The sequence below is a fragment of the Pseudomonas massiliensis genome (genome assembly GCF_000826105.1).
Lineage (GTDB): Bacteria > Pseudomonadota > Gammaproteobacteria > Pseudomonadales > Pseudomonadaceae > Aquipseudomonas > Aquipseudomonas massiliensis.
This window is the reverse complement of the sequence record NZ_CCYK01000002.1, coordinates 108843-123433: the sequence shown is the minus strand read 5'-3', so window position 1 is coordinate 123433 and position 14591 is coordinate 108843. Positions and strand designations below refer to the sequence as shown.

At 55.9% G+C, this 14591-nt stretch carries 16 protein-coding genes; 15 read left to right on the top strand and 1 reads right to left on the bottom strand.

What is annotated here, in order from left to right:
- Positions 1-13: 13 nt before the first annotated feature.
- From BN1188_RS00665 to BN1188_RS00650, 4 genes are all read left to right on the top strand, one after another.
- Positions 14-1054, top strand: coding sequence for a 2,5-dihydroxypyridine 5,6-dioxygenase NicX family protein (locus BN1188_RS00665; protein WP_040259238.1), 1041 nt, complete (start codon positions 14-16; stop codon positions 1052-1054).
- 73 nt (positions 1055-1127) lie between these two features.
- A complete protein-coding gene (locus BN1188_RS00660) occupies positions 1128-1766 on the top strand; it encodes an N-carbamoylsarcosine amidohydrolase (protein ID WP_040259237.1) in 639 nt (212 codons plus the stop codon).
- Between the two features lie 389 nt (positions 1767-2155).
- Positions 2156-2863: a TetR/AcrR family transcriptional regulator gene (locus BN1188_RS00655; protein ID WP_052469091.1), complete on the top strand. Its 708-nt coding sequence runs from the start codon at positions 2156-2158 to the stop codon at positions 2861-2863.
- A 566-nt stretch (positions 2864-3429) separates the two neighbouring features.
- Entirely contained in the window at positions 3430-3678 is a 249-nt protein-coding gene (locus tag BN1188_RS00650; RefSeq protein ID WP_040259236.1) for a hypothetical protein, read from the top strand.
- Between the two features lie 106 nt (positions 3679-3784).
- Here BN1188_RS00650 and BN1188_RS00645 read toward each other — a convergent pair whose 3' ends face one another.
- Positions 3785-4156, bottom strand: coding sequence for a hypothetical protein (locus BN1188_RS00645; protein WP_040259235.1), 372 nt, complete (start codon positions 4154-4156; stop codon positions 3785-3787).
- 1447 nt (positions 4157-5603) lie between these two features.
- Between BN1188_RS00645 and BN1188_RS00640 the strand changes: the two genes are divergently transcribed.
- The 11 genes from BN1188_RS00640 to BN1188_RS00585 all read left to right on the top strand — a co-directional run bounded on the left by BN1188_RS00640 (position 5604) and on the right by BN1188_RS00585 (position 14584).
- Positions 5604-6254 carry an AAA family ATPase gene (locus tag BN1188_RS00640; protein WP_040259234.1) on the top strand — a complete coding sequence of 217 codons (651 nt, stop codon included), beginning with the start codon at positions 5604-5606 and terminating at the stop codon, positions 6252-6254.
- Positions 6244-6528, top strand: coding sequence for a ribbon-helix-helix domain-containing protein (locus BN1188_RS00635; RefSeq protein WP_084596111.1), 285 nt, complete (start codon positions 6244-6246; stop codon positions 6526-6528). Before BN1188_RS00640 ends, BN1188_RS00635 begins: the two co-directional genes overlap by 11 nt.
- A gap of 707 nt (positions 6529-7235) precedes the next feature.
- Positions 7236-7883, top strand: a complete 648-nt coding sequence (locus tag BN1188_RS00625) for a helix-turn-helix domain-containing protein (protein WP_040259233.1) — start codon at positions 7236-7238, stop codon at positions 7881-7883.
- Positions 7884-8281: 398 nt separating this feature from the next.
- Entirely contained in the window at positions 8282-8983 is a 702-nt protein-coding gene (locus BN1188_RS00620) for a lytic transglycosylase domain-containing protein (protein WP_040259232.1), read from the top strand.
- On the top strand, positions 8980-9318 hold the full coding sequence (locus BN1188_RS00615; RefSeq protein WP_232430878.1) for a conjugal transfer protein: 339 nt from the start codon (positions 8980-8982) through the stop codon (positions 9316-9318). Before BN1188_RS00620 ends, BN1188_RS00615 begins: the two co-directional genes overlap by 4 nt.
- 12 nt (positions 9319-9330) lie before the next feature.
- A complete protein-coding gene (locus BN1188_RS00610) occupies positions 9331-9765 on the top strand; it encodes a VirB3 family type IV secretion system protein (RefSeq protein WP_040259230.1) in 435 nt (144 codons plus the stop codon).
- Complete coding sequence (locus tag BN1188_RS00605; RefSeq protein ID WP_040259229.1) at positions 9746-12214, top strand: VirB4 family type IV secretion system protein; 2469 nt, start codon at positions 9746-9748, stop codon at positions 12212-12214. Before BN1188_RS00610 ends, BN1188_RS00605 begins: the two co-directional genes overlap by 20 nt.
- Positions 12211-12891, top strand: a complete 681-nt coding sequence (virB5, locus tag BN1188_RS00600) for a P-type DNA transfer protein VirB5 (RefSeq protein WP_040259228.1) — start codon at positions 12211-12213, stop codon at positions 12889-12891. The genes BN1188_RS00605 and virB5 overlap by 4 nt, the downstream gene beginning before the upstream one ends.
- Before the next feature lie 19 nt (positions 12892-12910).
- The gene (locus BN1188_RS00595) at positions 12911-13234 is read left to right on the top strand and encodes a hypothetical protein (RefSeq protein ID WP_040259227.1); all 324 of its coding nucleotides are present in this window, start codon (positions 12911-12913) and stop codon (positions 13232-13234) included.
- Positions 13235-13246: 12 nt separating this feature from the next.
- Entirely contained in the window at positions 13247-14191 is a 945-nt protein-coding gene (locus BN1188_RS00590; protein ID WP_040259226.1) for a TrbL/VirB6 family protein, read from the top strand.
- A 66-nt stretch (positions 14192-14257) separates the two neighbouring features.
- A complete protein-coding gene (locus tag BN1188_RS00585) occupies positions 14258-14584 on the top strand; it encodes a hypothetical protein (RefSeq protein ID WP_040259225.1) in 327 nt (108 codons plus the stop codon).
- Positions 14585-14591 lie beyond the last annotated feature (7 nt).

Here is a 14591-nt window from a genome sequence, read left to right as displayed (position 1 = left end):
AAGGAGCACCACCATGGCTATCAGCGATATCGACTTGATCAACGCCTGGAAGCAGGTGCTGACGCTCTCCAGGCTCCAGGCCGGCGACATTGTCACGGTATTGACCAGCGACACCACCCATCCGCAGACCTTGCGCACCGCGATCATCGCCGCGAGCGGGCTTGGCGCACGGGTCAATCGCCTGGACCTGCCGCCGGTCAACGGAGAGAAGGCCCACAGCCGGGACAGCCTCGCCTACCTGGGCACTACTCCGCTCACCGGTAACCGCGCCGCCATCGCCGCGCTCAAGGAGAGCGACCTGGTGCTGGACCTGATGACCCTGCTGTTCTCCCCTGAACAGCACGAGGTGCTCAAGTCAGGCACCAAGATCCTCCTGGCGGTGGAACCGCCGGAAGTGCTGGCGCGCCTGGTGCCGACCGAGGCGGACCGTGCCCGGGTAGGCCGGGCCGCCGCCCAGCTCGAAGGTGCCCGGGAGATGCATGTTACCTCCAGGGTCGGTACCGACCTGCGCTGCCCCTTGGGTGAGTATCCGGCGATCAAGGAATATGGCTTCGTGGACGAGCCAGGCCGCTGGGATCACTGGCCCAGCGGCTTCATCCTCACCTGGCCCAATGAGCGGCAAGCCAACGGCCGGATCGTGCTGGACCGGGGCGACATACTGCTGCCGCAAAAATGCTATGTGAACGAGCCCATCACCTTGACCGTGGCCGATGGCTTCGTCACGTCCATCGAAGGCGGCCTGGACGCTGACTTACTCAAGGACTACATGGGTGAGTTTAACGACCCCGAAGCTTACGCCCTGTCCCATATTGGCTGGGGCCTGCAACAGCGTGCGCGTTGGTCGACGCTGTCGCTGCTGGATCGCGAGGCCACCATCGGCATGGACGCACGTGCCTTCGAAGGTAATTTCCTGTTTTCCATGGGCCCGAACAACGAGGCGGGAGGCGACCGGGTCACGGCGTGCCATATCGATATTCCCATGCGCAACTGCACCGTAGCCCTGGATGGGCAGGTGGTCGTGCAAGACGGCAAGGTGATCGGCAACCCGGCCTGATATCACCATTTACGCGGGCGGGCCTGGCGATAACGCCCACCCTGCCCGCGTCATCAACCAGAGGACACTCAGCATGCAAGCAGACCAAGCAGTGTACGAACGCCAGGGCTTTGGGGCGCGGATGGGCATCGAGGGGCAGATCGGCCTGCTTATCGTCGATTTCGTCAACGGTTTCGCGGACCCGGCGGTATTCGGCGGCGGCAATATTCCACAGGCCATCGCGGCTACGGTTCCCCTGCTGGCCGAGGCCCGTGCCCGCGGCTGGCCGGTGGCTCACAGCCGCATCGTGTTCGCCGACAACGGCAGCGACAGCAACATATTTTCCCTCAAGGTGCCCAGCATGCTTACCCTCAAGGAGCATGACCACAACAGCGCAATCGTGGCGCAACTGGAACCCGCGGAGGGTGAACTAGTGGTGCGCAAGACCGTTCCTTCGGCATTTTTCGGCACAGGGCTGGCCGCTTGGCTGACCCAGCGCGGCGTCCGCACCTTGGTGGTCGCCGGTGCGGTGACAAGCGGATGTGTGCGCGCCAGCGTAGTGGATGCCATGTCCCATGGGTTCCGCCCCGTGGTATTGAGAGACTGCGTAGGTGACCGAGCGCTGGCACCACATGAAGCAAACCTTTTCGACATGGGGCAGAAGAATGCTGAGGTTATGGATTCCGATGCCTTTATGCTCGCAATAAGCTCGTTACCGCGGCCACATTATTAGCCTGCAAAGGACCGGTTCGCCGCGATTCGAGCATCTATACGATCCTCGTCGTGGATCATTTCTTTATGTAGAAAGGCACATTAAACGTGCTGATTCCTATGAGGCAGGCTTGCCGTTATTCAATGCAAGGATGGGGTGTCTGGCATGACGGCGTCCCGGCTCAATACGGATGCTCTCATCCAAGCGCAAGGTCGGGCGGACCCTATGGCTGCACGTGCGGGTATTGGGCGTGTAGTAAGCATGTTTGATTCAGCCGCTTTTCCCCGACGCCACGTTAGCAGCGGCGAGCAAATCCAAGACACCCGGCAGGCGCATGTGAATAGAGCTGACACAGGTTTTACCCGAGTCGGTTAATATAATGTGGCATTCCTAGTAACTAACGGAACCCAATGGATAATCAAACCTTGAACGGCCGCCGGCGGGTGCCTCCGCCGCGGGTAAAACCTGTCCCAAAAAACAAGCCGGGGCGGCCCGAAGGTTCGAGCAATGTCCGCGAACAGATCATAGATGCGGCAGAGCTGATTTTCGCCGACCATGGTTACGCCGGCACCACGCTACGTGAGGTGGCGGCGTTCGCTGAGGTGACGCAGGCCCTCATCAACTATTATTTCGGTTCCAAATATGGCCTGTTTGAAGAAGTGTTTCTGCGCCGTGGCCGGATCATTTCCGAAGAGCGAGCCAGTCGACTGCAGGCGCTTAAGCAATCGGGCCCTCTGGATGCCAAGCATATTGTACATGCCTTCCTAAGCCCCACCTTAGCGCTGCGACAGACCCCAGGGGGTCGTGCCTTTATTCGCCTGCAGGCTCGCCTACACACTGAACCTCCAGAGATATCGTACAGACTGCGCAACGAGGCCTATGACACCTCTACCAAAGCTTACGTGGCGGCCTTTCTTGAAGCCCAGCCCTACCTGACCGAGCGTGAAGCCTATTGGCGGGTGACGTTCATGATCGGGGCCTATATGTATGCTTTTTCCGATACACATCGCTTGGAGCAACTTGCTGCTGGGGTATGCAACCCGGCCGATTCTGAGGAACTGCTGTCGCAAATCACCGCATTCGTTGCAGCCGGGCTACAGGCACCCAGCCCAGAGTGAGCTGTAAAAGGTGGTAAGCGTAGCTATGGCCAGTTATGGCAATGATCCACAGCATACGTAACAACCGGCGGGGGCTGATTAAGGAAGCGTTATATGAGGCGGTGGGCGTTGTAGGGTCGCATTTTGCTATTTCGGCAGTCATCTGTAGAGAGCATCCCTGCGACCAATGGCGGGACAGATGGCAAGCACAAGCGGGCAGCGACAGCACCGTACTGAAGCCGTCATCGGCTTAATGGCGTGGGCCAGGTACCGGCTTTTGCCGTGATCAGGCTGATCCGGTCATCGGCTGACAAAAGCGACTATCTGCTGGCTGCGCTATTCCCAGCATTGCCGGAGCGGATGCATTTACGTGCGAGTGAACGAAGGGTTGGCGAGCACATGCTCGCCAGATCCTACCTTGACCCTAATGCCTGAGGTCATTCCCCCCTTCATGTCTTAACCCCGCTCAACTTCGAGCTGCCCCGCCAGTAATAGGCACTATCAAACCCAATGATTTCTGCTCGCGCGTCTGCAGGCTTAGCCTAAATGCATTCTTAAAACGCAATGCGCTGCAGCTGGAGGGACCCATGAAACGCCTGACGATACTGGCTTCATTGATAGTAACCGCTACGCTGGCAGGGTGCGCGTCAAATGCGCCCGAGACCCGACCATACACGCCAGAGGAAAGTTTTCAGCTTTCCATGGAAGCTCTCAACCGGCAGGGCCTGCCAGTTGATCAGTACGTCCAGGCCCGGAACAAACTGATCCGTGCGCATAACGAGAATGCTGGCATCGCTCAGCGCGGCGGCGCCGTCTCCGTCGGTCGTGAAAGCTGAGCATCAATGCTGAGGCCATCACCGGCTGGGTTGAAGCTATAGATAAAGGTATAGCTCCAGGTGTTCCTGGCAGCAGGCAGCCGATTGAAGCATCCAGGCATCGCACTTAATAGACTCTTGATTGCCCTACCCTTCTAACCGAAGGTGCAGGAGGTTTGTCCTCCTGGCCTGGCACGCAAAGCATCAGCTGGGCCAGGAAAAAGGCGCAATCGTCCCGATGCAGCATATCCAGAAAAACCGCTTCTACCAGCAGCTGCCAACAGCAATCGTGCCATTCCTCCCGATGATGAATCGCCAAGGTCAAAATCATATCCAAGCGGCGAGCCATCTCTGGGCTAGCGCTTCCGGCCAGGCATTCCCTGCACGAATAGAAGAAGAACCTGACTCGCTGCGCATAGCGCACGCAGGGGTCATTCATCGTTGCTGAGATTCCGGCTTCTTCCTCAGCCGAGATTGCTTTCATTACTTTGTCCAGCATTGGTCTCTTCCCTGGTTACCAAATATTAGCCGGTGACAGCTGGCACATAATCTTGAGCCGACAGCCCACCCTGCACGCTTGTCAAAGCTACCCCAAAGTAATTCATAATTATTAACTGACAATTAATAACTCAGATTTGGCCGTGGATATCTGTAGTAACCGCCTAGGATTCGAAGATGATCGAAAGGAGTCGTTCCACCCGCGGCTTTCATCGTCTCTGCTTTTGGCCTCGCCATCGAGGCCTATCATAGCTAACCGGTCAAGTCGTGTGGCTTTAAGGGTCTAAGCGGTACCCCCCGTCCAGTTTGGATGCAAGGTGTTGCTTGATACTGTTGGGTTGGGATAGGGACGCGGCCACGTAAAGCGTAAAAATACCATACGGTATTAGTAATTAACAATTAATAACTAACAATTTGCTACCCTTGTTTCTCGCCTTGATGTATTCCTCAATGGATCTACTGCGGGATTTTGTGGGTGTACCTAACCCTCCCCCCTTCAACGGCAAAGCATCGACTCGCGCTTGGACGGTACAACACGCTACATCTCAGCGGATGTCCGGCGCTCCTCGGAAAGTCCATGAGGCTCTATGGGGTAATGAATAAACCTCGCCTCATTTCGACTGGCTGAGCTGCGATACGCGTTGCGAATGTTCATGCAAGCAAGCAAAGCTGAAATTAATAATTATTAAATCGTAATTACTAGGTTGCTACTGAAAGCCAGGATGCTAACCTGGCTCAAGCAGTAGGTGGGCCTTAGGTAAGTATCCTAGTAGGGCTTCGCCTAGCTGCAGGCGGCACGGTCGTAGGTGCGTGACTAGGGAGCATGCAGCGCAGAAGCCCAGATTAATAATTGTTAAAAAGCAATTAATAACAATAAATCAGACGTCTTTAGTAAAATCCTATATTGCTAATTAATAATTAGTAATGACCAACCTATAGGTGGGAGGCGGGCTAAACGCTAGGCGGGAAGGGCGTGTAAGCGGCAACGGCGTGGCTTGTCGGCAATCTCTTATGGTCAGGATTGAACGACCTAAGCGCATTCCTCTAGCTGAGTAGCGAACACCAAAAGTGGGTCCTATGGTTGGTAGGTAATTTTGCGGAAATGGCGCTCCGCTTGGCATCGGAGAGCAGGGTAAATGCAGCGTGTAGGTGAGCATGAAGCGCCGCAAAGCATTAGGCGAGACCCCGGAAGGACAGGCAGCAACCATGGCCCTCAGTCCGTCAATAGCCCCCATTGCAGGTATCTACTTGCGCCGTTGCAATCCAGACCACAGCGCCCCGAATGGTGCCTGGTGTGAAAATCTAGACGGTAGGGAAGCCCCCATACAGCCGGGCATCAACTAGATAAATCAGTGCGCTAGGAGAACGCTTGGACCGTAGACGGAGAAAAGCTTGACTTTAAATTCACAATTGTTAAATATGAATTACTAATTGTGAAGGATCCGGCTATGGGCAAGATTGTGATCGTAGGCTGCAACAAGGGCGGGGCGGGTAAGACGACCACTGCGATTAACCTGTCAGTCGCCCTTGCTTTGAAAGGGCAAGATGTATGCTTGCTTGACGCTGATCCGCAACGAAGCGCTTCAAGATGGTATGCAGAACGCGAAGCGGCAGATCTCAACCCAAAAATTACCCTTATTGAGAAAAGGGATAATATCAGTTCGACATTGCGTACCTTGGGCGAAAAATTTGACTATGTAGTCGTTGACGTCGCAGGACGAAATTCGCGAGAGCTGATTACAGGGGCTACCGTAGCCGACTTGATCATTGCCCCGCATCAATGTAGCCAGCTCGACTTGGATACTCTTGGGGAGCTACAAGAACAGGTAATCCGGGTAAGAGATCTCAATCCTGGGCTACAGGCCTATGCGTACCATTCAATGGCATCGACGAATCCTTCCGTGCGTGACACAGAAAGGAGCGAGTTTCTCGAATTCGTATCGGAGTTTCCGGAAATCAAGCCTTTGGACGCGGTGGGCTTCTACCGCAAAGCGTACAAGGATTCCATTCCTTCCGGAAAATCTGTTCTTGAGGGAGACAACGCGCAAGCAGCCAGTGAAATAAACGATCTGATGAAGGAGATCTGCCGTGGTGCTTAAGAAGCCAAGTCAGGCGGTTGCTGCGAGAAGCGCAGCAACCGCCGAAGAGGCTGATGCTTTGGCACGGTTGCTCGCTGATAAACCTTATGGTGAGAAAAAGTCAGCTTCGGAAGGGGCAAGGAAGGCGAAGCCGCTTTCAATTAGCTTACCCCCTGACCTGATCGAGCAGCTTGAGGATGCGGTGCGCAACAACAAACGCTCGGGTTCAGGCTCTCGAACGGTCAGCGCTTTAATACGGGAAGCACTGGAGCGAGCCGGCTACAAAGCTAATTAGTAATTAGTAATTATGAATTATCAATTACCAATTGAAAAGAATACGCTCCAAGGACCAGTATCCAGAGTCGTTGGAGATCAAATCAGCGGCCTACGCGCCTAAGTACCTTAGGCGTATGCCATGTCTGATTGCAGCCATGGCTGCTTTCCATCGATGCCTCGGGGCCTGAAAACGGTAAAGAAGCTGCCCTAGCGCAGCCTGGAGGTTTTCAGGTCTAGTCCACCGGCAGGGTTGCGGAAGGTCGTTGCAGTAACCGTTGCGGCGACCACCTGTTCGAACCTGCCAAGCTTAAGCCCGGTATCGCACCTTCAAGATCGACCCCGCCTACTAAGCGCTAAATACGGCATTTGTCTTACCCAAGTGTTTGCTCCGTGCGGTAGCGCTCAGGGTAAAGGATGTGTAATTCAGAGATATCACCCTCGAAAACACGGCAAAGGTTCTCCGCTAATGTCGCAGACGCACGTTGCTCACATCGCTCGATTCGAGAGAGATTGCCTGTATCGGTCCGGTCCGCCCCAACGGCAGCTAAACGATCGGAGACTTCTGTAAGGGTCCAACCCCTAGCAATTCTTGCTTTTTTTAGCGGTGTCATAGCTACAGCCTGAATGAAGGTGAGGCCGATTCTGCGATTGGCGCATAGCCAATTCAAGCAAAATTTGCGTAGATAAATTTGCGCGGAGCGCATCGGGGCCGGAAAATTCGTGCCTATGGACATAGGACAGATCATAAGAAACGCACGCAAGGCGAAAAAGCTCTCGCTAGAAGAGCTCGCCTACCGTATTGGCTCTGATTCAGGAAACCTATCAAGACTTGAACGCGGTTTGCAGGGCACCACGCCTGAAAAGCTGAAGCTCATCATGGCTGCGCTCGACATCCAGCTCACCGCGCAGCAGCAAATGGAAACAGTACTTTACTCAGACCCCAACAACGTATCAGGCGCGCGCCAGCCTGGGCGTGAGCCTCGCGAATTCCCCTTGATAAGCTGGGTTGAAGCAGGAGCGTTTACTGATACGCCTGGGAACATCGGAGAAGATCATAGGATGATTGAATCAACAGAAAATGCTGGTCGGGGAGCATACTGGCTGACCGTAAATGGCCACTCCATGACCTGCACAGGGAATCCGAGTTTTCCTGAAGGATGCCTGATTCTGGTGAAACCTGACGCAGACGTAATCAACGGCAAATACTACGTAGTCGAAATGCTGGATTCAGGCGACAAGACGTTTAAGCAATACGTGGAGGACGCGGGTTATCGATACCTGCGACCACTTAATGACAAATACAGAACCATTGAGATTGACGGTAACTGCCGCTTCATCGGGCGTGTGGTAGACGCGAAAATGTCTGGTTTGTAGCCTTTGCCTGGCTAGCAGCCAGCCTCCCCATCCCCTCATTCAACACTAAGCCCGCCTAGCGGGCTTTTTTTGGCTCCAATTTGCACTTGACGCAGAATATACTCTGCGCATAATGCAGCCTTGGTTCTGCGGATAACGCAGAATCCTGCCGGATAGACACCGGCCTTTCCAAGGCAGCGATGAGTCGGCCTCGACGGCTCAGAGGGTTGGCAACTGGCCCAGGGTGCGCAGCGTAAAGCCCCAAACGAGTTATTCGGCGGACAGACGGTCGCGGTCGAAGTCAATTATGTAGCTCCTCTCGATTCCCAGTTCTTCTGGATTGAGAGGGGTTTCCCAAATGTCCTCTAATAGGCCATTTGGGAAATCTCTCCCTCCTCGCAGCAAAGGAAAAAACCACAATGCTCACCACCAGTGCCTTTCTGGCCCTGGCTATGCAATGCGCCCCCTCGATACACCCCGCCACGCTTACCCCCATCGTCAAAACAGAATCCTCCTTCAATCCCTGGGCTATTGGAGTCGTGGGCGGAGCCTTGCCGCGTCAGCCGCAAAGCCTGGATGAAGCGGTGTTGACGGTGAAAAAGCTGGTAGGGGAGGGCGCCAACTTCAGCATCGGCCTGGGCCAGATCAACCGGCAGCATTTCGATGTCAGCCACCCCGAAACCATGTTCGAGCCTTGCACCAACCTGCGCATGACCGCGCAGCTTCTGCAGGACTGCTACACCGCCGCCGCTGAAGCCGACCCTGACCCGCAAGGGGCCTTGCGCAAGGCCATCTCCTGCTACTACAGCGGCAACCTAACACGCGGCTTCCAGGCCGAAGCCGACTTCGGCGGCAGTAGTCACGTTCAACGTGTGCTGGCCAACGCAGACATCACCGTGCCGGCCCTGGAAGGGGGTACAGCCGAGCTAGCGCCGCGCCAAAGACAGCGCGCAACCGCCGAACCCGTTACCGCCGTGCAGCCGGTGTACGAAAGCTGGGACGTGCTTCGACAGTACCCACGCTATCCGCCGCCCGCCCCGGTTTCTGCTCCACCCGCTGTTTCCGCTGTTCCCGCATCAACCCCGCAAGAAACCTCCCCGACCGTTAAGGAAGATCAATGATGACCAAGCGAAGCCTTGTCCCCAACAAAACCGAGCTGTGCATTCTGCTGGTAGCCGTGGCCTGTATGCCGGGCTTTGCCTCGGCTGACTGGCAAGAGACGTTGCAGACCTGGGGCACCAATATCCGGCTGGCCCTGTACGCCCTGGGCGGCACCCTGGGCCTGGGTTGCCTGATGTGGTCCGGCATCCAGTGGATGATTGCCCGCTCCACAGGTGACCGGTCCCACACCTTCATGGACTACCTGCAACAAGTCGGTGTCCTGGTCGTCGTCGGCGGCACCATGGTGCTGGGCGCTGCGGCCTGGCAGGTCTTCGGCACCGGCGAGCCGGCCTGACCAGGAGCGCTTATGGCCGGTAACGAAGCACTCAAGCAACTGACCTTCGAAAGCTACAACGGGATGAGCCGGCCCGCGATGTTCTGGAGCATTCCCATCATGCCGATGGTGGGGCTCCTGATGGGGGGACTGGTGTGCGGCATTGCCGCGACCACCCTGCTGTCCTGGGTGTGGGGGCTGATCGCCGCCGCGCCCTTTCTCATCGCCCTCATCGCCTTGAGGGTTGTCGGCCTCATTGATCCCCAGTACCTGCGCCGTATCCGGTTTGGGCTACGGCGCCTGAAGCTGGGCCTGAACTACGGCAAGCCGTTGTTGCTGACCCCGTTCAACCCGCAATGGAGTGAATTCTATGGCGCGCGATTTTCACAGAAGCGTTATGCCCCCCGAGGTGAAAGTGCCGCTGCTGCGGTACCCGGTTCACGAACACATGGTGACGCTGCCCGGTAATCGCCTGGTCAGCCTGATCCGGCTCAAGGGCGTGTCACACGAAACGCGCAGCAATGACGAACTCATTGGGCTGTTTCACAAGCTCAACCGCTTCTTTCTGGCCATGGGCAAGAAGGAAGGCAAAAACCTGATGCTGCAGACCTACATCACCAAGACCGGCATCGAACTGGATTCGCAGTACACGCTACCGCTGCCGGCCTTGCAGGATTTTGTGGACACCTACACCGCCCCGTTTCGGGACGGCACCTTCTACCAGGTCGGCTACAGCATCGCGCTGATTCTCAAATACCGCGAGGTAGACGAGGGCATTCAGCGCATGAGCGAGCTCCTGACGCTCAGCGAAACCATGCTGGCCGACTATGACCCGGCCATCATGGGGATCGAGGAGAACGCGCACGGCGCGCTATTTTCGCAGATGGGCCGCTACTACAGCCTGCTGTTCAACGGCCATGAAAAAGACATCCTGGTCAGCGACACCCGACTGGGTGACGCGGTGATCGACAGCGTGACTAGCTTTGCGCAGTACGACTTTATCGAGAACCGGCCCAACCGGGGCGGCCAGCGCTTCGCCACGACCTACGACCTGCGCGACTACCCCGGTTCCAGCTATCCGGGCATGTGGGACGAGGCCATCGAGCAGCAATTCGAGTTCACCCTGGTGCAGTCGTTTCTGTTCGAGGACCGCAACGCAGCCAAGGGCAAATTCAAGCGGCACATTGCGGACCTGGGCTCCGTGGAAAAGGAGTCCAAGCAATCGCTGGAGCTGGAAAACGCCATCGAGGCGATCACCCTCGGGGATAAGGCGTTCGGACGCTATTACGCCTCCCTGATCGTGTTCGGCAAGACACCGGACGCGGCTATAGAGAACGGCTCGAAAATGGCGTCGGTGTTTGCAGTTCATGACGCCACGTTCGTGCGCTCCACCATGAGCAACATCGACACCTGGTACACGCAGTTTCCCGGTGCGACCGAGGCGCTGTACCCCATGATCAAGTCCACCGAGAACCTGGCCTGCGGCTTTTCCTTGCACGCCACGCCGACCGGCAAGGCCAAGGGCAATCCTATCGGCGACGGCACCGGCCTGATGCCGTTGCTGACCGTGAACAAGGCGCTGTACCTGCTGAACCTGCACGACAGCCCGCCCGGCCAGAACAACCTGGGCGAGTTGCTGCCCGGTCACGCGGCCTTCACCGGGCAAACCGGCGTCGGCAAAACCACGGCAGAGGCCACGGTGCTGACGTTCCTCAGCCGCTTCAATCCGATGATTTTCTGCATCGACTACAACGAGTCGCTGAAAAACCTGCTGGGTGCGCTGGATACCCAGTACTACACCTTGCAGCCTGGGCACTTCACCGGCGTGAACCCGTTCCAGTTCCGCGACAGCGCAGGGCTTCGCCAGATGCTGCTCGACTTGGTGCTGGCCTGCGCCGGCGGCAAAGACAAGACCAGCGACGAGGAACAGGACGAAATCAAGGATTCGGTCGAGGCCGTCATGCAGCACAGCAACGTGGGTTACCGCGGCATGTCGCTGCTGCTGCAAAACATCACGCACCGAGGCGGCAACTGCCTGCACACGCGCCTTTCGAAGTGGTGCCGCCTGGCCGGGAGCCGGGAAGGGCAATACGCCTGGGTGCTGGACTCGCCCACCAATCGCTTCGACGCGCACAGCTACCGGCGCCTGGCCTTCGATTGCACGCAGCTGCTGAAAAAGGAGTACGCCGAGAAGCACCCCGAGGTGCTGGAGGTGTTGTTGAACGTGCTGTTCTACATGAAGCGCGAGATGCACCAGGCGCGGCCTGGCTCGTTGCTGGTCAACGTGATGGCCGAGTACTGGGTGCCGCTGTCGTTCAAAAGCACGGCGGACGCCATTCAGGAAGTGCTCCAGAGCGGCCGGATGCGCGGTGAAATCCTGATGATGGATACCCAGTACCCCGAGCAGGCCCTGAACACGCCGTATGCGCCGGCGATCATTCAGCAAGTGGTCACCCCGGTATGGCTACCCAACCAGAAAGCCCAGGCAGAGAGCTACGAGAAATTCGGCGTCACCGGCAAGGTGTTCGAGGCCGTCAAGGACATGCAGCCGCTGAGCCGGGAAATGGTAGTGCAGCAAGGCCACCAGACGGTGAAGCTGAAAATGGAGCTGACCGGCGCGCTCAAATACTGGTTGCCGCTGCTGTCCGCCACCCAAAAGAACCTGGCCGTGGCCGAGCGCGTGCGCAAGCACCTGAACACCACCGACCCCAAGGTATGGGTAGCGCCGTTCCTGGTGGCCGAGGCGGTGCGCCAGTGGCTCAACACCGAAGACCCCGCCGAGTGGATACCGGCCTTCGAGCAGGCCGAGCGGCTGTGCAAGAGCCTGAACACGCGGGACGCCGAATGCTGGATGCCCGCCTTCCAGACGGCGTGGAAAGCCGCCCAGGAACACCAACACACCGAGGCCCTGTCATGAAGAAGCATGCGATTGCCTGCGCGTTGAGCGCGGTTCTGCTGGCCAACGTAGTACCCGCCCAAGCGGTCACTGGCGTTCCCACCCTGGATGCGGTTACCGCCGCGATCCTTGAAAGTAACGCCGTGGCCCAGGCCAAGCAGGCTCTGGATGCCCTCAGCACCGCCAAGGACGGTATCCGTCAGGTCGAGCAGCAATACAACAACTACAAGAGCATCGTCACTGGCAACGACAAGCTAGGGGCCTTCCTGGATAACCCCTCCGTGAACAAGGTGTTGCCCTTGGGCGAATGGTCCGATGTTTACGACACGGCGCAGAATATTGCGAGTTTGCGTGACCGATACGGCCTGACCTCTGATAATGCCAGCGTTCAGGCCAAGTTTGATCGGATGTTGTCAGCAATGGATGCACTGGAGCGCAATTATAAGGCCACTACGGAGCGGGTCAGCAACGCCGAGCAGCTGCGCGCCAAGCTCAATGAAGTCCAAACCCCGCAGCAGAAAGAAGACCTCCAGTTGCGCTACCAGCAAGAACTGCTGGAACAGCAAAATCAGCAAATGCGATTGGCGAACATGCAAATGCTTCAACAGCAACAAGAAAAGCTTGATAGCCAAAAGCGGGCTCAGGATTTTCAAGACTATATGTTAGGTAAAACAACCGTGATACCTAATCAGGAATAGATATAGATCAGGAGTGATTATGAAAGTTAGTAAATTTATCTTGCCTTGCGTGATTGCTTTTGTATCCGGCTGCAGCGGGCCCTCCGGGAATGGATTTGAAGGTGAGTGGGTTCAGAAAAACAGCGAGAAACCATCAAAACTGTTGCTTAAAAAAGATGGTGATATCTACCACGTAGATTTTACTTATAATAGCCCTCAGCTCAATGAGTACCACACTAAAAAGATAGAAGCAAAAATTGAGTCAGATAGCGTGCTGACAATCGTAGGAGGAGGGCCATTAAGTTTCAGGCTGCAAGATGGACATATTTACTTTAAAGATGGCGACTATATCAGGGTCAACTAGATGGGTGATTAAATGGAATTCGACGTAACGCAAACTCTTTACGATGCGATTGATTCCAGCCTGCAAAGTACACTGCTATCAGATATGACAAACGTCATGCTTGGGGTGTCGGCATTGTTCGGCACCTTTTGGCTACTTCATTTCACCCTGAAAAGCATTTTTTGGCTATATCAGGGAATGACAGTAGCCTTTCAAGAGGTAGTCATTGAAATCGCCAAGGTGGCGGTCATTGCAGGGCTGGCCTGGAATGTATCCTGGTATGTTCAAACGATCGTGCCCTTTGTTACTGGTTTTCCGTCTTGGATGGGCGGTGTGTTAAGCGGCCATGAAGGAGAGCAAATAAATCAGGTTGATGCACTAGTCGGAGACTATGTTGATTCCCTTGTCAAACTAACCAAAGCTATGGATTTCGATTTGTTTTCCACTAGCTTTTCGGATGTCTATCTTGGAATCCAAGCTGTTGTAATATTCCTTGTGGCCGGTATCCCGTTTATATTGGTGGCAGTGGGAAGCCTGATTACGTTAAAGATCGTAACGACTGTCTTTCTGGCTTTGGGTCCACTATTTATAGCCTTTGCGCTTTTTAACCAGACCAGACAATGGTTTTGGGGGTGGATCTCAATATTGTCTGGTTTTATGTTAACTCAGGTTCTTTTTTCAATTGTTTTGGGATTAGAGCTGTCTTTCATAAATACAGTAATTATAAAAAACGGGGTTATTGATACCAGCCTGAAGGGTAATATATCACTACTAATTTACTTCGCCTGCTTTACTGTCTTGGCTACTGAGCTACCTGGATATGCAGCAACGGTGATGGGAGGGGCGCCAGTTTCTACCAACGGCATATTTGGTATGCTGAAAAAAGGCACTGGAATTCAGGCTGCGATGAACGGTGCTAGGGGGGCAAAAAATCTATTTGGGAAAATTAAAGGATTTGGACAAAACAACATTAGATAAAACAGCGCTCTAATCGGTCACCTCTCCCGCTTTCGCTCCACCCCTCGCTTCCACCAGGTATCCATCATGAACTTCAAACTTGCTTTGAGCGGGCTGCTTTCGGCTGTCCTGCTGACGGGCTGTGGCTCTGCACCCAAGCTTTCGGAGCCTTCGGGCGACTGGGAGGACATGCCCTTTACCCACGTACCGACCCCCCGACAGGCCGCGATTGCGGCCCCTGTGCCGCCGCCCCTGGCAGAACTGGAGCAGCCGGTGGCCAGCGCCGCGCCTGAAGCGCCGCCGCTCACCGTGCGCAAGCCCGCCAAGCGCAAACCGCGTCCGGTTGCCGCTTCGCCAGTCCCGGAGGCCCCCGCAGTAACCCCACCCAGCGATTCCAAATGCTCCGCGAACTGATCCCCGC